Source organism: Burkholderia sp. MSMB1826, assembly GCF_001526325.1.
In the GTDB taxonomy this organism is placed as follows: domain Bacteria; phylum Pseudomonadota; class Gammaproteobacteria; order Burkholderiales; family Burkholderiaceae; genus Burkholderia.
The window spans coordinates 176,140-192,846 of record NZ_LOYN01000047.1 but is presented as its reverse complement, the minus strand read 5'-3'; the positions used below and the strand labels follow the sequence as shown (position 1 = coordinate 192,846).

The window sequence follows — 16,707 nt, the reverse complement described above, 5'->3', positions numbered from 1 at the left end:
GCCGGGACAGACGCAAGGGCGGGATGGATCAGCGGACGCCTTCGACCTGCTGCCCGGCCATCAGGATGGCCGAGTGGGCGTGCGTGACGACGTCGCTGCGGCCCTTGTCGGCGAGCGACGACAGCAGCGCGTGATCATCGAAGCGGAAGCGGCACAGCATCTGGTTCGACGCGGCCAGCTTCACGGTCTGGGCGAGCGTGAGGTTGGCGAGCACGTCGGCGAGTTCCTGGGAAATGCCCATGCGGAACATGCCCATCGCCTTGTCTTCCCGCAGCAGGCGCTGCGCGAGGAGGAGGTACGACAGGTTGACCTCTTTGATCTCACTGAGCATTTCGCTGGTAGCGCTCATGATTCCCCCGTTAAAAAGCTTTGCTTTGGCCATTCATGTTATGAAAACGTTTGCTCGATCGATGCGCAGCGGGCGCTCAATCGGCTCGTTTATAGTCTTACAGGGCGAATTTTGGCCAAACGGGATTTATGTCGGTATCAGCGAAGTGGCGTATGCCATGCAGGATTTGTCTGTAAACCGTGTAGGAATTTTTCCGACAAGGCGAATTGAAAGGGAAGGGCGGAAAAGCGGGTTGCAACGCGAATTCGGTTGCACGGGGTGGATGGCCGCGGCGCGCGTGGCGCAAGGCTTGCCGGCGAGGCTGCCGACAAACGGATCGGTAAAAATTATAGTGCTTTTTCACGATAGCGCAACAATAGTTATGGCTGTCGCGATTCCCGATTCCATGCCCTTTTTCTCGGGGTTTTCGCGTATTTCATCGTGTAACAAGCCTTAAGTGTTTGAAAAAACACTCGAACCCCGCAGGGCGATATCGATAATGAACTCCAATGGGCGGCGGCGCGAGCCGTGCCGGCCCGCCCCGCAGCTTGCCGACCGGCGCCCCGCGCACCCCGCCCACGGCCCGGCCACGTACCGCGAACCGCGTGCGTCGGCAAGTTCCGCCACCTTGTACGGATCCGCATCGGCGCCGTCGCGCCGTCGGATCGACACAGGAGAACACCCATGCGAATTGCCCAGATCGCGCCGCTTTACGAAGCCGTCCCGCCGAAACTCTACGGCGGCACCGAGCGCGTCGTGTCCTACCTCACCGAGGCGCTCGTCGAACTCGGCCACGACGTGACGCTGTTCGCCAGCGGCGACTCCGTCACGTCGGCCCGCCTCGAGGCGGCGTGGCCGCGCGCGCTGCGGCTCGACCCGTCGGTCCGCGATTCGATGGCGCCCCATATGCGGCTCCTCGAGCAGGTCGCCCGGGTCGCGCACGAATTCGACGTGCTGCACTTCCACCTCGACTACCTGCCGTTCCCGCTGATGTCGCGCCTCGACACGCCGTACGTGACGACGCTGCACGGCCGCCTCGACCTGCCGGAGCTGCAGCCGGTGTTCGACGCGTTCCCGGATTCGCCGGTCGTGTCGATCTCGAACAACCAGCGCAAGCCGCTGCCGCAGGCCGCGTGGGCCGGCACCGTGTACCACGGGCTGCCCGACACGCTGCTCACCCCGCAGGACGTGAAGCCCGAATATCTCGCGTTCCTCGGCCGGATCTGCCCCGAAAAGCGTGTCGACACCGCGATCCGGATCGCCGCGCAAAGCGGGCTGCCGCTGAAGATTGCCGCGAAGGTCGACAAGGCCGACGCGGACTACTTCAAGGAAGTGATCGAGCCGCTGCTCGACCAGGCGCATGTCGAATTCATCGGCGAGATCAACGAAGCGCAAAAGCCGGCGTTCCTGTCCGGCGCGAAGGCGCTGCTGTTCCCGATCGACTGGCCGGAGCCGTTCGGCCTGGTGATGATCGAGGCGATGGCCTGCGGCACGCCGGTCGTCGCGTTCAACCGCGGCTCGGTGCCGGAAGTGATCGAGGACGGCGTGACCGGCTTCATCGTCGAAGACGTGCAGGGCGCGGTCGGCGCGCTGCACCGGATCGACAGCCTGTCGCGCAGCGCGATCCGCGCGCGTTTCGACACGCGTTTCAGCGCGAAGGCCATGGCGCAGCGTTACGTCGAAACTTACGAATCGCTTTGCGCGGCAACCAAGCAACCGGCATTGCGCCGGGTCGCGGGCGCCTGACACGGAAATCCGCACGGAAAATATTCCGGTAAATCCGCGCCGAAATCGGCGCGCAAAACAAAAGAGCCGCATCGTCGATGCGGCTCTTTCTATTCGGCTTGCGCTCACTCGATCAGGAAACGATCGCGGTTTTTGCCGGCGATCCAATTCGGCGGCTTGCCGCGCCCGCTCCAGGTTGCACCCGACTTCGGATCGCGGTATTTCGGCGGCAGCGGCGCCTTCTTCGGCGGACGCCCGCGCCGCGCCCGCTCCGCGAAGCCCAGGTCCTGGGCCGTCAGGCCATACTCGGCAATCATTCGCTGGACATCGGCAATCACCGCTGCCACTTCCTGGCGGCGCACGTCGTCCGCCTGGGCCTGCAGATCGGCGATCTGCGCCTTGAGTTTCGCGTATTGAGACATTTTTCGACTCCCCTTTTCGATGATGCGGCCCCGGCGAATCCGGCCGGGACACCAACATCCGTTACGTCGTCCGCACTGCCGCCCTGCCCTTCGAAATTAATGCTGCCATCTTTAACCGAATCGCCTATATCGAGAATGCGGACTTATTCTAATAAAAGGCATTCGTCAGCCATTCAAATTTAACAATCGTTTACCCTCCTGCGCCCGATTCATTTCCTATAATCCAGACCAATTCCGGACGACGGAATAAATTCGTTGCGTCGTTCGGGGTCTTCAACCCACTTGAACGAGGTCCTTAGATGAATCTTTCTCAGCGTCTCGCTGCAGAGGTATTCGGCACGTTCTGGCTGGTGCTCGGCGGGTGCGGAAGCGCCGTGCTGGCCGCCGCCTTTCCGGGCCTCGGCATCGGCTTTGCCGGCGTCGCACTCGCCTTCGGCCTGACCGTACTGACGATGGCATTCGCAATCGGCCACATCTCGGGCTGCCACCTGAACCCGGCGGTAAGCGTCGGCCTGACGGTCGCCGGCCGCTTCCCGGCGCGCGATCTCGTGCCGTACATCGTCGCGCAAGTCGTCGGCGCCACGCTCGGCGCGTTCGTGCTGTACCTGATCGCAACCGGCAAGCCGGGTTTCGACGTCGTCGGCAGCGGCTTTGCGACGAACGGCTTCGGCGATCGCTCGCCCGGCCATTACTCGCTCGCCGCATCGTTCATCTGCGAAGTCGTGATGACGGGCTTCTTCCTGTTCGTGATCCTCGGCGCGACCGACAAGCGCGCGCCGGCAGGCTTCGCGCCGATCGCGATCGGGCTGTGCCTGACGCTGATTCACCTGATCTCGATCCCGGTCACCAATACGTCGGTGAACCCGGCGCGCTCGACCGGCCCGGCGCTGTTCGTGGGCGGCGACGCGATCGGCCAGCTCTGGCTGTTCTGGGTCGCGCCGCTGATCGGCGCGGTACTCGCAGGGATCATCTACCCGCTGGTCGCCGGGCGTGACGACGCCATCGACCTGCTGCCCGCATCAGCTCGCACAAGCGAATAAAACGTTACGGGGTCAAGCGAGCAGAGCAGCGAGCCTCACGCTGTCGAAGAACATCGAGGCAGGCAATTTCGACGGGCGCCCCTGGCGCCCGTTTTTCATTGCTGCACGGAAAACGCCGCCGGCGCGGGAGCTCAGGACGCGACGACGTCGTCCTCGAGCGAGAACAGCGTGCGCAGGTGGCGGGCGACGCCCGCGTCGAAGTTGTTGCCGATCCGCGGGATGTGCGGCAGCCGCGCCACCAGGTCGGGGTTCGCGTTGTTCATCATGAATGCGTGACCGGCGGTTTCGAGCAGGTCGATGTCGTTCATGTTGTCGCCGAACGCGATGCAGTGGCCGGCGTCGATGCCGAGCCGCGCGAGCACCGTGCGCAGCGCGCGCCCCTTCGACACGTTCGCGGTCATCACTTCGAGGCAGTCGGGCAGCGAGTACGTGACGTACAGCGTATCGCCGAACTGCACGCGCATCTGCTCGGCGACGACCGCCAGATCGGCCGGTTCGCCGATATACAGCACCTTCGCGATCGCCGCGCCGTCGTGCGCGGCCATGTCGATCACTTCGTACCGGAAGCCCGAATCCTGGTGGAATTCGAGCAGGTGCGGCGCTTCGCGGTCGATCAGCCAGCCGTCGTTGGTGAACAGGTTGACGATCACGCGGCCATGCGCGCCGACGACTTCCGGCTGCACCAGGCTGCGCACGACCGCTGCGTCGATGTCCTGCGCGTGGATCGTCGTGTCGTCCGGCGCATGCACGCGCGCGCCGTTCGACGTGATCAGGTACGGCCGAATGCCGAGGACATCGCGAATGCCGGCGACGTCCGCATAATGGCGCCCCGTGGCGATCACGAACTGCACGCCGTCGCGGTCGAGCCGACGAACGGTGTCGATCGTGTACGGGTCGAGCTGGTGGTCGCTGTTCAGCAGCGTACCGTCGAGATCGGTGGCGATGACTTTGTACATGGGACGGGAGAGTGGCGCTCGCGGCACGGAGGAAGCGTCATTTTAACGTCGTGCCCGACAGCGCGCCGGGCGGTTGCCGGCACCGCGCCGCCTGACGCGCTGCTGCGGCGCGGCATCTGCTGCACGCGCCGCTCGCCTTAACCGCCCGCCGCGGCCCTGGCCGACTTGGCCGACTTGGCCGACTTGGCCGATCTGGCCGATCTGGCCGAACTAGCCGCCCTCCGCCGCCCGCAACGCCTGCAGCGCGAGCCGCAGCGCACCATGCGCCGAATCGTCGAACGGCGCGCGCAGCCGTGCGGCGTGCCGCGCCGGCACGGCCGGCGCGAGCGCGTCCGCCAGCCCACCGCACAGCGCGACCGGCAGCGCCTGCTGCGGATCGAGCGCGTCGATCATCTTGCCGATCTCGTCGCCGGCTTGCGCGATCAGCGCGCTCGCGACCGGATGCGCGCGGTGCGCGAACACGATCGGCGCAAGACGCGCGTAGGCCGTCTGGTTCGCGTCGCACGACCACTCGACGAGCGCGTCGCGGTTCTGCGCGCCCGTTTCCGCAAGGAGAGCCGTGGCGAACACGTCGCGCGGCACGCGGCCGTCGAGCGCCTGTTGCGCATAGGCGAGCGCGCGCACGCCGAGCCACGCGCCACTCGCTTCGTCCCCGGACGGAAAGCCGAAGCCGCCCGCGATCCGGCACGCGCCGGCCGCATCGAGCGCCGCCGCGATGCTGCCGGTGCCGAGCGCGACGATGAGCCCCGGCGCGCCGCCGTGCGCGCCGACGACGGTCGTGTACGCATCGCTCTCGATCGCGAGCGCGCCGAGCGGCGCCTTGGCGCGGAACGCGGCGAGCCACGCCGCGTTGTTGACGCCGGCGAGCCCGCAGCCGAGCGCGCACTGCGACCACTCGAACACGAGACCGGCCTGCGAGAACGCGTCCGCGCAGGCCGCGCCGATCGACGCCCAGGCGCGCTCGATACCGAGGCCGAGCCCCGACGGACCGCCGCGCCCCTGCGCCAGCTCGCGCCCGTGCCGGTCCGCCAGCACCGCGCGCGTGCCCGTGCCGCCGCCGTCGATGCCGATCGCAAAAAGTAATGCCGCCATGCCTTCATCCCGCTGATTCGAACAGGCGCCAAGCTTAACCGGATCGGCGCCGCGCGCCCATCTGCCGTTCGGCCGGCTATCCCGCCAAAAGGGCTTCCGCTATGCTGGCGCGATCGAATCGACACTGAAAACGAGGCAGACGATGTCGCAGCGGTGCAACTGGGTGAAGACGGAAGCGGACGCTCACTATCACGATACCGAGTGGGGCGTGCCGTCGCACGACGACCGCCACCTGTTCGAAATGCTGATCCTGGAAGGCGCGCAGGCCGGGCTGTCGTGGTCGACGATCCTGAACAAGCGCGCGGGCTATCGCGAAGCATTCGCCGATTTCGACGTCGACGCCGTCGCGCGCTTCACGCCCAAGCGCATCGAGAAGTTGCTGGAGAACCCGGGCATCGTGCGCAACCGCGCGAAGGTCGAAGCGGCGGTGACCAACGCGCGCGCGGTGCAGCGCATCCGGGAAGAGCACGGGTCGCTCGCCGCGTTCCTGTGGTCGTTCGTCGGCGACACGCCGGTTCAGAATGCGTGGCAGTCGTACCGCGACGCGCCCGCGTCCACCGAGCAGTCCGACGCGCTCAGCAAGGCGCTGAAGGCGTACGGCTGCAAGTTCGTGGGCTCGACGATCTGCTATGCGCTGATGCAGGCGACCGGCATGGTCAACGATCACGAAGCCGGCTGTCCTTGCCACGCACGATGCGCGGCGCTCGGCGGCAAGCAGCCGGCACGCCGGCGCAAGGCGGGCTGACGGCGCAGGGGCAAACTCGCTACGGACGCCGCGCCGCTGCCCTGCGGCGGTGGCACCGTCCGCTTGCCGCTTGTTACTTGACGCTTGTTATTTGCCGTTCGGCCTTTACCGCGCCGCGCGCGACGACGCCGATACGACCGCCCGCGCGCTCCGCGCAGCTCGCACGCGTGCGCTGCGCTTCTTCACCCAGATGCAGATGCCCGTCACGCTCAGCATCGCGATCACGATGCCGAGCACGCTCACGGCGACACGTCCGGCGACACCGGCGATCCGCCCCGAGTGCAGCGGAAACTGCGCCTGCATGAACAGGTCGCCGGCCGAACCGCGGCCCGGCACCTGCGCGGCGACGGGCTTGCCGGTCACCGCATTCCAGTACAGCCACGCGTTGCCGAGCCCGACGTCGCCATGGTCGTTGCCGGGCATGAAGAACCCGACCGCATAGGCATTCATCGCCGGGGCGAACAGCAGCGCACCCGGCGGCGCGGCGATTCCCGCGTCGCGGCCGGCCGAGCGCGCGATCTCGACGATTCGCTCGCGCGGCAATACCGGGCTGCCCGGCGGGGCCGGCGGGAAATGTTCGGGATTCGTGTACGGCGTTTCGGCGAGCGGCGACACCAGCGAGACCAGCGGGCGCACGACGGGCACGGCAAGGTTCATCGAAATCGACGTGACCGCGACGATGAGCAGCAGCCCCCACACCCACACGCCACCCGAGCGGTGCAGGTCGAACACGAGCGGATAGCCGCCGCGCCGCACGCGGAACGCGAACGACTTGCGCCAGCTTTTCAGGTTCGGAAACGCGAGCACGAGCGCGATCAGGCTGTCGATCGCCCACACGATGCCGACGACGCCCATCACCCAGAACCCGAAATTGATCCCGCCGTACACGGGCAGGAACAGCGAGTAGTGCAGCCGGTAGATGAACGGCATCAGGTCGAGCCGCGCGAGCGACGGCGCGCCCCATTCGCGGCGGCCCTGCACCGTGCCGGTCGCGGGATCGACGGCGATCTGGCTGAAACCGAGTGCGTACGGCTGGCCGGTTGCCGGATCGGTACGCGGCATCACGCCCGCCTGCAGCGTGTGCCCCGGTTCGATCGCGAGCGGCAGATAGGTCACCTGCACGCGCGGATCGGCGGCCTCGATGCGCGCCGCGAGCTCGAGCGGCGCAAGCGGCGCAAGCGGCGCCGCGCCGCTGCGCGCGATATAGAAATCCGGGTTCAGCGCCGCGTCGAGTTCGTGGTCCCACGCGATCAGCGCGCCGGTGAGCCCCGCGACGAACAGGAACAGCGCGATGGCGAGCCCGAACCAGCGGTGCAGGCGCACAAGAAACGGTCGCAGGAACGCGTTCATCGCGTGCGCGGCGAAAGAAAAGCGGGCCGGCACGAGCGGCGGCCCCGATTCCACGAAATGCAGTTCATTTGATGTCGGGCGCCGCGCAACGATCGTCCGGCCGGGTCGGGCGAGGCCGGATGCCCTTGTACGCGGCATGGAATTGTTGCGCGGTTGGCGGGTTTTGATACGATGCGCGACATTTTAACGCAATGCGAATGATTCTTACTCGCATTTTTACTCGCTCGCCATGACCGTCTGCCTCGCCCGCCCGCCTGTCCGTCCACGCCGCGTGGCCGCCGCTCTCGCCTGCCTTGCCGCGTCGCTCGCGCACGCGGACGATTCGCCCGGCGACGCCGCGGTACTGCCCGCCCTCAACATCACGGCCGCGCATGATTCGCCGCAACACTTGACCGACACGATCTCGACGGGTGCGCTCGGCACCCGCCGCCAGCTCGACACGCCGTTCTCGACGACCATCGTCACGTCGGAAGAGCTCGAGGCCCGCCAGCCGTACAAGCTCGGCGACGTGTTCGCGAACGACGCGTCGGTGTCGGACAACAGCGGCGCCTACAGCGCCTGGGCCAGCTACATGACGGTGCGCGGCATGCAGCTCGACTGGCAGAACGGCTACAAGATCGACGGACTGCCGTTCGTCACGTACGGCATCACGATGCCGTACGAGCAGCTCGATCGCGTCGAACTGCTGAAGGGGCTCGGCGGCTTCCTGTATGGCTTCGTGACGCCGGGCGGCGTCGTCAACTACGTGACGAAGCAGCCGGGCGCCGAACCGGTGCGCAGTGTCGACATCGGTTACCGGAGCACCAACGTGTGGACCGAGCATGTCGATCTCGGCCAGCGCTTCGGGCCCGACCACATGTTCGGCGCGCGGCTGAATGCGACCCACGAGGAAGGCAAGACCTACAACGACGGCAACATCCGCCGCGACAGCGTGTCGCTCGCGCTGCAGGCGAACCTGACGCGCGACCTGTCCGTGTCGTTCGGCGCGCTGTACCAGGACCGCCGCACGACGGGCCAGACGCCGTCGATCTTCACCGGCAGCTATCCGGGCGGCGCGCTGCCCGCGACGATCAGCGGCGGATCGACGAACCTGGGCGGCAAGGACCAGTACCTGAACACGAACCTGCAGCTCTATACGACCGGGCTGCAATACCAGCTCGCGCCCGACTGGCAGCTCGACGTCACGTACAGCTACAGCAAGGCGACGCGCCGGCGTAACGAAAGCACGCTCTACCTGCAGGACGCGGCCGGCTACTACACCGACAGCCGCTACGTCGGCATGGAGGATCACCGCTTCAGCCAGTGGCGCGCGATGGTCGAGGGCAAGGTACGCACGGGCCCGTTCAGCCACCAGATCGTGCTCGGCGCATCGTGGCAGAAGCAGGCGAACGACTATTCGGCGAACAGCGTGTTCGTGCCGCTCGGCGCCGGCAACCTCTATGCGCCGAATCCGTACCGCTACGAGAGTCCGCACGGTTTCATCCAGTACCGCACGAGCGAGATCGTGCAGAAATCGCTGTTCGCGAGCGACACCGTGCAGTTGACCGAGCGCTGGTCGGTGCTGGCCGGCGTGCGCTACATGAACTACACGCAGCGCGCGTTCCAGGCGAGCGGCGTCGAGGACCCCGGCTATCGCCAGAACGGCGTAGTGACGCCGACCTTCGCGGTGATGTTCAAGCTCGCGCCGACGACCACCGCGTACGCGAGCTACGCCGAGTCGCTCGAGCCCGGCAGCCGCGTGAACGACGTCTACGCGAACGCGGGCCAGGTGCTCAAGCCGTTGCGCAGCAAGCAGTACGAGCTGGGGATCAAGAGCGAGCACGCGCGCTGGAGCGCGACGGCCGCGCTGTTCCGCATCGAGCGCAGCGCCGAATACGCGAACGCCGCGAACGTCTACGTGCAGGACGGCGAATCAATCATTCAGGGGATCGAGGTCGGCGCGCGCGCGAAATTCGGCGCGCACTGGAACGCGGGCGTCGACGCGATGCTGCTCGACGCGTGGTACGCGAACGGGATCGGCAACAATGGCAACCGCGTGGCCGGCGCGCCGCGCTTCGTGCTCGCCGGCGACCTCGGCTATGCGGTGCCGGGCGTGCCGGGGCTGACGCTCGGCGTCGACGCGAAATTCACCGGCGCGACGCCGCTGCGCGCGGCCGGCGGCCTCGACGCACCGGGCTTTCTCGTCGTCAACGCGGGCGCCCGTTACCTGACGCGGGTCGGACGGCACGACGTGACGCTGCGCGCATCGATCGACAACGTGTTGAACCGCCGTTACTGGGAATACCAGTACGCGGACTACGTGAAGCCGGGCGACCCGCGCACGGTGAGCCTGAGCGCGAAGATCGATTTCTGAACGCCGCGGCCGGCGGCCGCAACCCGCTGGCCGCAGGGTCTCGCCAGCCGGCGGGAACACCCGCGCCGCAATGGCCCCGGGATTTTCCCGGCCCGCAAAAGCAAAACGGCGGAGCGGCCTCTTTCGAGGCACACTCCGCCGTTTTGCGGCGAACCGGCAGACGCTCTTAGTGGAGCTTCTTCGGCAGCATCTGGCTGCGCAGACGCTTGTGCAGGCGCTTGACGGCTGCTGCCTTCTTGCGCTTGCGGACTGCGGTCGGCTTTTCGTAAGACTGGCGCTCACGCAGTTCAGCGATCAGGCCATTTTTTTCGATAGCGCGACGAAAGCGGCGAATCGCCACTTCGAACGGCTCGTTTTCTTTCAGAAGAATCGTCGTCATGTCGTTCCTAAATTGCTTAAACGGTCAAAAACGTAGCGGCCAAGCGCCACGCACCGGCCATCCGAGCGTCCCCACAACAGGCGAAACGAGCGGAAATACGGCCTCGGAGGCCGGAAAAGAGAGGCGGAAAGCACCGCGAGTACGCTTCACAACCGCGTGCAGCGCCGCGTTTGACTGCCAGCAGACATGCCGAAACCGGCAAAGGCGTGACAGAAAATCTCAATTCAGCCCGCCATGATAGCAGGGAATCACAGACAAAACCACCCTTTTGTCGGTCGTGTGCGCACAGCATCGCGACTGCGTCTCTGCGCCGGTTTCTGCCCCGTTTAACCCGGCGCCACGCTGCGCCGGTCCGAATTGACAAAGAAGGATAAAAAATCGGGCCGAATCTGCAAGCGCCCCTCAAGTTTTGTTTTGGTGCGCCGAAATCCTGCTCTGAGGCGGCCAGCAATGAACGAGTGCTTCCGCCGACGCCAAAACGGCTTTCCAGGGCTTTCGGCTTACACAGGAGATTTTTCCATGCTCGGAATTAACAGCAACATCAACTCGCTGGTTGCACAGCAGAACCTCAACGGCTCGCAAAACGCCCTGTCCCAGGCCATCACGCGCCTGTCGTCGGGCAAGCGCATCAACAGCGCAGCGGACGACGCGGCAGGCCTCGCGATCTCGACCCGGATGCAGACCCAGATCAACGGTCTGAACCAGGGTGTGTCGAACGCCAATGACGGCGTGTCGATGATCCAGACGGCATCGAGCGCACTGTCGTCGCTGACGAACAGCCTGCAGCGTATCCGCCAGCTGGCCGTCCAGGCGTCGACGGGCACGATGTCCACGACCGACCAGGCAGCACTGCAGCAGGAAGTTGCGCAGCAGATCCAGGAAGTGAACCGTATCGCGTCGCAAACGACGTACAACGGCACGAACATTCTCGACGGCTCGGCAGGCATCGTGTCGTTCCAGGTCGGCGCGAACGTCGGCCAGACGATTTCGCTCGATCTGAGCCAAAGCATGTCGGCTGCGAAGATCGGCGGCGGCCTGGTGCAGAAGGGCCAGACGGTGGGTACGGTGACGGGCCTGTCGCTCACGAGCGCCGGCGCATACACCGCTTCGGGCGCGACGATTACCGCGATCAACGTGATTTCGGACGGCCAGGGCGGCTACTCGTTTACGGACCAGAACGGCCAAGGCATCACGTCGGGCGCCGCAACGGCCGTCTTCGGTTCGAACGCAACGGCCGGCACGGGCACGGCAGTCGGCGCACTGTCGCTGCAATCGGGCGCAACGGGTGCGGGCACCACGGCTGCACAACTGACGGCAATCAACAACGCCATCGCCCAGATCAACGCCGTCAACACGCCGAAGACCGTGTCGAACCTCGACATCAGCACGGTCAGCGGTGCGAACGTCGCGATGGTGTCGATCGACAACGCGCTGCAGACGGTGAACAACGTGCAGGCGGCACTGGGCGCGGCACAAAACCGTTTCACGGCAATCGCCACGGCGCAGCAGGCTGAATCGACCGACCTGTCGTCGGCACAGTCGCAGATCACCGACGCGAACTTCGCGCAGGAAACCGCGAACATGTCGAAGAACCAGGTGCTGCAGCAAGCAGGCATCTCGGTGCTCGCACAGGCGAACTCGCTGCCGCAGCAGGTCCTGAAGCTCCTGCAGTAATCGCGTAGCAACCGACGGCCGGGCCCCGCGTAACGCGCGGCCCGGCCGCAGTCACTTGGCGCGCGGGGCGTTGCTCCGCCGCCAGGTCTTCATCCAGAACTTCCCGGATCACCCGCCGCACGGAGCAACACGATGTCGACGATCAATCCCGCCGTCACCGCCGCCAACAACTCGGCCAACAGCGCGCTGCAGCAAGCCGCCCAATCGATCATCAGCGGTTCGACCGGCAACTCGTCGATGGACGTCAACTCGCTCGTGACGGCACTCGTCAATGCGAAGACCGCGGGTCAGGCCGCCGCGCTCAACGCGCAGCAAAGCAGCGACAACACCCAGATTTCCGCGTACGGCGCGCTGTCGGCCGCGCTGAGCGCCCTGCAGGCCAGCCTCACGACGCTGTCGAACGGCTCGCTGCAGAACACCTTCACCGCGACCGCGAGCGGCACCGGCCTCACCGCGACCGCGGGCGCCGGCGCGGTGGCCGGCAGCTACTCGGTCGGCGTCACGCAGATCGCGACGTCGCAGTCGCTGTCGTCGGCCGCGTTCGGCGCGTCGACCGCGCTCGGCACCGGCACGATGACGCTGTCGCTCGGCAGCCAGTCGTTCACCGTCGACGTCAACGGCACCAACAACACGCTGTCCGGCATCGCCGCCGCGATCAACTCCGCGACCGGCAACCCGGGCATCGTCGCGTCGGTCGTCAACGGCAGCGACGGCGCGCACCTCGTGCTCAGCTCGACGCCGACCGGCGCGGCGAGCACGATCGGCGTCGCCCTCAGCAACGTCGCGGGCGACAACGGCCTGTCCAGCCTCGGCGTCACGTCGACGGCCAGCACGACGGGCGGCCAGTCGACGATCACGTCCGCGAACGGCAGCGCCGCGTGGAAGCAGAGCACGGCCGCGCAGGACGCCGCGTTCACGATCAACGGGATCGCCGGCACGAGCGCGACCAACACCGTGACGAGCGCGATCACCGGCGTCACGCTGAACCTGACCAGCGCCGCCGTCAGCGCCACGCAGCCGCAAACGTTGACGGTCGCGACCGACACGAAATCCCAAGCCGCCGCGATCAACAACTTCGCGACGCTCTACAACACGCTCGTCACGACGATGGGCTCGCTGTCGAGCTTCACGTCCGGCGCGTCGTCGCAAGGCCCGCTGCTCGGCGACTCGACGCTCAACACGATCAAGAACGCGCTCGCGTCGATCGTCGCGAGCGGCGTGAGCGGCAACGGCTCGACGGTCAACCTCGCGTCGATCGGCGTCACGCTGCAGGCCGACGGCACGCTGAAGGTCGACAGCACCGCGCTCAACGGCGCGCTGCAGAACAATCCGACGGGCGTCGCGTCGCTGTTCAACTCGACGAACGGGATCGGCGAGCAGTTGACGACCAACATCACGAACTACACGAAGACGAACGGGTTGATCGCCGCGCGCACGACCGCACTCAGCAACGATCTGAAGAACGTCGCCCAGCAGCAGACGACGCTGACGAACTACGCGGCACAGCTGACCACCCAGTACCAGGCGCAGTTCACCGCGCTCAACACGCTGATGGCGACGATGAACACCAACTCGCAATACCTGACCCAGCTGTTCGGCGGCGCGAACAGCGGCGGCGCGCTGGCGACCAACAAGAGCTGACCGCTAGCCGGACAGGGGAGCCCCGATGGAACAGACCGAACTGATCGCCCGGATCGACGCGCTGACCGACTCGATCGAACACGCGGCCACGATGGCCGACTGGGCCGAGGCCGTGCGCCTCGCCGATGCGCGCTGGCAGCTCGTCGCGCTGCTCTCGACCGATCAGCCGCCCGTCGGCATCGCCGCGATCCGCCGCATGCAGGTCAGCAACGACCGCATCTTCGCCGACGCGCAACGCGCGCAGCAGGAGCTGACCGACGAATACCAGGCGGCGATGAGCCGCGTGCAGGCCGTCGGCCAGTACCAGAGCATCGCGAGCCGTTAAGACGCGCCGCGCGGCGTGCTCGACATGCGCGCCGCCCACCCGACAACAAGAACTACGCGCTGATGTGAGGGCGTGCTCGTTCGCCTCCCCGCCCGCCTCGTGCGGGCGTTTTTTTTGGGGTGCCGTCAGGCCGTCACGCCTGCGTCTACGCGACCCAATCGGCGGAATTGGCCGCGCTTTTGACACCATCTCGCCGGTTCGGTGCGGCCACTCGTTACAGATAATGGCAAACACCGAACAACCGCGCCCCTTGCCATGCTCCCACTCGACTCATCCGACCGCGCCACACTCAGCCCGGAGCAGCAGTTCGAGCAAGATATCGCGCTCGTCATGCAGAACGCCATCAAGCACCATCACGACGGCGCATTGAGCGATGCGGAAGCCTTGTATGGCGCGATCCTCGACGCCATGCCGGAACATGCAGACGCGAACCACAACCTCGCAGTACTGCTGGTCGACACCGATCGGCCCGCCGACGCGATTCCGCACTTCGAAATCGCACTGGGAGCGAACCCGGGCAACGGCCAATGCTGGGTCAGCTACATCAACGCGTTGTTCCGGGCAAACCAGACGCCGGCGGCATGGGTCGCCGTCGAAATGGCACAGCAGCGCGGCGTGCACGGCCCCGCCCTGGACGGCCTGATCTCGCAAATGGCCACGCCCACCGTGACGTTCCCGACGGCAGCCGCCGCAGGTCCGGCCGCTCCGGCCAGCATCACGCTGACCATTTCGTCAATGCGGCAACTCGACGAAAGCAAGAAGGAGGACGTGCCCGCCGAGCACGTGCGCAAGGCACCGCTGTCCAGCCTGCGCAAGCACGCCGCCCTCTTCGACAAGCGGCGCTCGGCGGAGGCGCTCGCGCTTGCACGGCGGCTCGTCGCGGACTATCCCGATGACGGCGCGTGCTGGCGCACGCTGGCGGTCTCGCTGTACAAGGAACGGCAATACGTGGAGATGGCGGACGTCGCCTATCGCGCACTCGAAACCCTGCCTGGCGACCTCCTGTTACGCACGCTGCTCGCCGACACGCTGCGCCTCATGACGCGGCACCAGGAAGCGGAAGTCCAGTGCCGCGCGATCATTGCGGCGCAGCCGACGCACATGGAGGCGCACCGCATTCTCGGCATCGCGCTGCACGGGCTGCGACGCCAGCAGGAAGCCGTCGCGGCATGTCGACGCGCCGTGGAACTGGCGCCGCACATGGCACCACCAAACGGCGCACTCGGCTTCGTGCTGCTCGATCAGGGCGCTGCGCGGGAGGCGGTCCCCTGGCTGCGACGCACCATCGAAATCGATCCGAACGACAGCGTGTCGCACAGTTCGCTGCTGTTCAGCCTGATTCACGACGACGCCAACACGCCCGAAATGCTGCTCGACGCGCATCGCGCGTTCGGCAAGCAGCATGAAAGACATGCGTTGCCGAAAAAATACGCCAATTCCCGCGACCCCGAACGCCCGTTGCGGATCGGCTTCGTGTCCGGCGACTTGCTGAACCATGCGGTCGCGCATTATCTGCTGCCCGTCGTCGAACACCTGAGCCGCGACCCGCACCTGTCGCTGCACTTCTACTACAACTTCGTGATCGACGATCACGTCACGGCGAAACTGCGCGCGTACTCCACCACGTGGCGAACCGTAACAGCGCTGAGCGATGCCGCGCTCGCGGAACAGATCCGCGACGATCGTATCGATATCGTAATCGATCTCTCCGGTCACACTGGTCGCAACCGCCTGGTTGCGCTTGCGCGCAAACCCGCACCGTTGCAGGCATCGTGGATCGGCTACCCGGGCACGACGGGCATGCGCACGATCGACTACTACCTGAGCGACGGCGTCGTCACGCCGGCCGGCGAACTGGACGAACAGTTCGTCGAGAAGATCGTGCGCATGCCCGCACTGGCGCCATACGCGCCACCCGCGAACTGCCCGCCCGTCAACGGCTTGCCAGCGCTCCACAATGGCTACGTCACCTTCGGCAGCTTCAACCGGCTCAACAAGTTGCGCCAAGACGTGGTTGCACTGTGGGCCGCAGTGCTGCGCGCGAAGCCTGACGCGCGGATGGTGATCGGCGCGATCGAGCAGGATCTCGATCGCGAGATGATCGCCGGTTGGTTCGCAGCCGAAGGCATCGATCCGGCACGCCTGACCTTCCAGTCGCGCGCGACCATCGCCGTCTATCTGCAGCAGCATCACCATGTCGACATCTGCCTTGACACGTTCCCGTATGCCGGCTCGACGACGACGCTCAACGCGCTGTGGATGGGGGTACCGACCGTGACGATCGCCGGACGATCGATCCCGACCCGAGGCTCATCGAGCTGGCTCAAGCGGGTCGATCTCGATGCCTTCGTCGCATACGACAAAGACGAATTCGTCCGCAAGGCCGTCGCGCTGGCCGGCGACCTCGACACGCTGCAGGCGCTGCGCAGCAGCCTCCGCGATCGCTGCCTTGCATCGGCGCCGTTTCATCCGGACGTCGTCGCGCAGGGGCTGTCGGTCGCGTTGCGAATGATGTGGCGGCGATGGTGCGCGGGCGAAGCACCGGTCTCGTTCGATGCCGTCCTGCCCGACCAGCCACTATCGGCGCACATCGAACAAGCGACCGGCTGAACGGCCTGACAGCCCACGATGCTCGACCGGCCGGCCCGGGGCGGACCATGGCATTCCCGTGAATTGG

The 16,707-nt window shown here is 66.3% G+C and carries 15 protein-coding genes; 9 read left to right on the top strand and 6 right to left on the bottom strand.

Going from position 1 to position 16,707, the window contains the following annotated elements; all coding sequences use genetic code 11:
* Positions 1-28: 28 nt before the first annotated feature.
* On the bottom strand, positions 29-349 hold the full coding sequence (gene flhD / locus WS95_RS27440) for a flagellar transcriptional regulator FlhD (protein ID WP_034209585.1): 321 nt from the start codon (positions 347-349) through the stop codon (positions 29-31).
* Here flhD and WS95_RS35415 point away from each other — a divergent pair.
* Positions 348-785 carry a hypothetical protein gene (locus WS95_RS35415; protein ID WP_179950234.1) on the top strand — a complete coding sequence of 146 codons (438 nt, stop codon included), beginning with the start codon at positions 348-350 and terminating at the stop codon, positions 783-785. The two genes, flhD and WS95_RS35415, sit on opposite strands and share 2 nt — an antisense overlap.
* A gap of 227 nt (positions 786-1,012) precedes the next feature.
* Positions 1,013-2,074, top strand: coding sequence for a glycosyltransferase family 4 protein (locus WS95_RS27435; RefSeq protein WP_059780386.1), 1,062 nt, complete (start codon positions 1,013-1,015; stop codon positions 2,072-2,074).
* Positions 2,075-2,178: 104 nt separating this feature from the next.
* Here the strand turns inward: WS95_RS27435 and WS95_RS27430 are convergent, their stop codons facing one another.
* Complete coding sequence (locus WS95_RS27430; RefSeq protein ID WP_034183894.1) at positions 2,179-2,475, bottom strand: H-NS histone family protein; 297 nt, start codon at positions 2,473-2,475, stop codon at positions 2,179-2,181.
* A gap of 299 nt (positions 2,476-2,774) precedes the next feature.
* Between WS95_RS27430 and aqpZ the strand changes: the two genes are divergently transcribed.
* Complete coding sequence (gene aqpZ, locus WS95_RS27425; protein WP_059827163.1) at positions 2,775-3,515, top strand: aquaporin Z; 741 nt, start codon at positions 2,775-2,777, stop codon at positions 3,513-3,515.
* Positions 3,516-3,646: 131 nt separating this feature from the next.
* On the opposite strand, the gene WS95_RS27420 is transcribed toward aqpZ, so the two are convergent.
* Entirely contained in the window at positions 3,647-4,471 is an 825-nt protein-coding gene (locus WS95_RS27420; RefSeq protein ID WP_034209588.1) for a Cof-type HAD-IIB family hydrolase, read from the bottom strand.
* A gap of 210 nt (positions 4,472-4,681) precedes the next feature.
* Positions 4,682-5,563 (bottom strand): BadF/BadG/BcrA/BcrD ATPase family protein, encoded by an 882-nt coding sequence (locus WS95_RS27415; protein ID WP_059827161.1) that lies wholly within the window; start codon positions 5,561-5,563, stop codon positions 4,682-4,684.
* Between the two features lie 142 nt (positions 5,564-5,705).
* Here WS95_RS27415 and WS95_RS27410 point away from each other — a divergent pair, with 142 nt between their 5' ends.
* Entirely contained in the window at positions 5,706-6,308 is a 603-nt protein-coding gene (locus WS95_RS27410) for a DNA-3-methyladenine glycosylase I (RefSeq protein WP_059827159.1), read from the top strand.
* A 105-nt stretch (positions 6,309-6,413) separates the two neighbouring features.
* Here the strand turns inward: WS95_RS27410 and WS95_RS27405 are convergent, their stop codons facing one another.
* Positions 6,414-7,658, bottom strand: a complete 1,245-nt coding sequence (locus tag WS95_RS27405; RefSeq protein WP_059827205.1) for a PepSY-associated TM helix domain-containing protein — start codon at positions 7,656-7,658, stop codon at positions 6,414-6,416.
* A gap of 229 nt (positions 7,659-7,887) precedes the next feature.
* Between WS95_RS27405 and WS95_RS27400 the strand changes: the two genes are divergently transcribed.
* The gene (locus tag WS95_RS27400) at positions 7,888-10,011 is read left to right on the top strand and encodes a TonB-dependent siderophore receptor (RefSeq protein WP_059827157.1); all 2,124 of its coding nucleotides are present in this window, start codon (positions 7,888-7,890) and stop codon (positions 10,009-10,011) included.
* Between the two features lie 166 nt (positions 10,012-10,177).
* Here WS95_RS27400 and rpsU read toward each other — a convergent pair whose 3' ends face one another.
* Positions 10,178-10,390 carry a 30S ribosomal protein S21 gene (gene rpsU, locus WS95_RS27395; protein ID WP_006401410.1) on the bottom strand — a complete coding sequence of 71 codons (213 nt, stop codon included), beginning with the start codon at positions 10,388-10,390 and terminating at the stop codon, positions 10,178-10,180.
* A 519-nt stretch (positions 10,391-10,909) separates the two neighbouring features.
* Between rpsU and WS95_RS27390 the strand changes: the two genes are divergently transcribed.
* The 4 genes from WS95_RS27390 to WS95_RS27375 all read left to right on the top strand — a co-directional run bounded on the left by WS95_RS27390 (position 10,910) and on the right by WS95_RS27375 (position 16,640).
* The gene (locus WS95_RS27390; protein WP_034209592.1) at positions 10,910-12,064 is read left to right on the top strand and encodes a flagellin; all 1,155 of its coding nucleotides are present in this window, start codon (positions 10,910-10,912) and stop codon (positions 12,062-12,064) included.
* A 132-nt stretch (positions 12,065-12,196) separates the two neighbouring features.
* A complete protein-coding gene (gene fliD / locus WS95_RS27385; protein ID WP_059827155.1) occupies positions 12,197-13,705 on the top strand; it encodes a flagellar filament capping protein FliD in 1,509 nt (502 codons plus the stop codon).
* Between the two features lie 25 nt (positions 13,706-13,730).
* Complete coding sequence (locus WS95_RS27380; protein WP_034209594.1) at positions 13,731-14,030, top strand: flagellar protein FliT; 300 nt, start codon at positions 13,731-13,733, stop codon at positions 14,028-14,030.
* Between the two features lie 255 nt (positions 14,031-14,285).
* Entirely contained in the window at positions 14,286-16,640 is a 2,355-nt protein-coding gene (locus WS95_RS27375) for an O-linked N-acetylglucosamine transferase family protein (RefSeq protein ID WP_059827153.1), read from the top strand.
* Positions 16,641-16,707: the final 67 nt, after the last annotated feature.

Excerpts from the sequence above, each read along its gene's own strand:
- WS95_RS35415 (WP_179950234.1), top strand. The coding sequence starts at position 348 with ATGATTCCCCCGTTAAAAAGCTTTGCTTTGGCCATTCATGTTATGAAA.
- flhD (WP_034209585.1), bottom strand. The coding sequence starts at position 349 with ATGAGCGCTACCAGCGAAATGCTCAGTGAGATCAAAGAGGTCAACCTG.
- WS95_RS27435 (WP_059780386.1), top strand. The coding sequence starts at position 1,013 with ATGCGAATTGCCCAGATCGCGCCGCTTTACGAAGCCGTCCCGCCGAAA.
- WS95_RS27430 (WP_034183894.1), bottom strand. The coding sequence starts at position 2,475 with ATGTCTCAATACGCGAAACTCAAGGCGCAGATCGCCGATCTGCAGGCC.
- aqpZ (WP_059827163.1), top strand. The coding sequence starts at position 2,775 with ATGAATCTTTCTCAGCGTCTCGCTGCAGAGGTATTCGGCACGTTCTGG.
- WS95_RS27420 (WP_034209588.1), bottom strand. The coding sequence starts at position 4,471 with ATGTACAAAGTCATCGCCACCGATCTCGACGGTACGCTGCTGAACAGC.
- WS95_RS27415 (WP_059827161.1), bottom strand. The coding sequence starts at position 5,563 with ATGGCGGCATTACTTTTTGCGATCGGCATCGACGGCGGCGGCACGGGC.
- WS95_RS27410 (WP_059827159.1), top strand. The coding sequence starts at position 5,706 with ATGTCGCAGCGGTGCAACTGGGTGAAGACGGAAGCGGACGCTCACTAT.
- WS95_RS27405 (WP_059827205.1), bottom strand. The coding sequence starts at position 7,658 with ATGAACGCGTTCCTGCGACCGTTTCTTGTGCGCCTGCACCGCTGGTTC.
- WS95_RS27400 (WP_059827157.1), top strand. The coding sequence starts at position 7,888 with ATGACCGTCTGCCTCGCCCGCCCGCCTGTCCGTCCACGCCGCGTGGCC.
- rpsU (WP_006401410.1), bottom strand. The coding sequence starts at position 10,390 with ATGACGACGATTCTTCTGAAAGAAAACGAGCCGTTCGAAGTGGCGATT.
- WS95_RS27390 (WP_034209592.1), top strand. The coding sequence starts at position 10,910 with ATGCTCGGAATTAACAGCAACATCAACTCGCTGGTTGCACAGCAGAAC.
- fliD (WP_059827155.1), top strand. The coding sequence starts at position 12,197 with ATGTCGACGATCAATCCCGCCGTCACCGCCGCCAACAACTCGGCCAAC.
- WS95_RS27380 (WP_034209594.1), top strand. The coding sequence starts at position 13,731 with ATGGAACAGACCGAACTGATCGCCCGGATCGACGCGCTGACCGACTCG.
- WS95_RS27375 (WP_059827153.1), top strand. The coding sequence starts at position 14,286 with ATGCTCCCACTCGACTCATCCGACCGCGCCACACTCAGCCCGGAGCAG.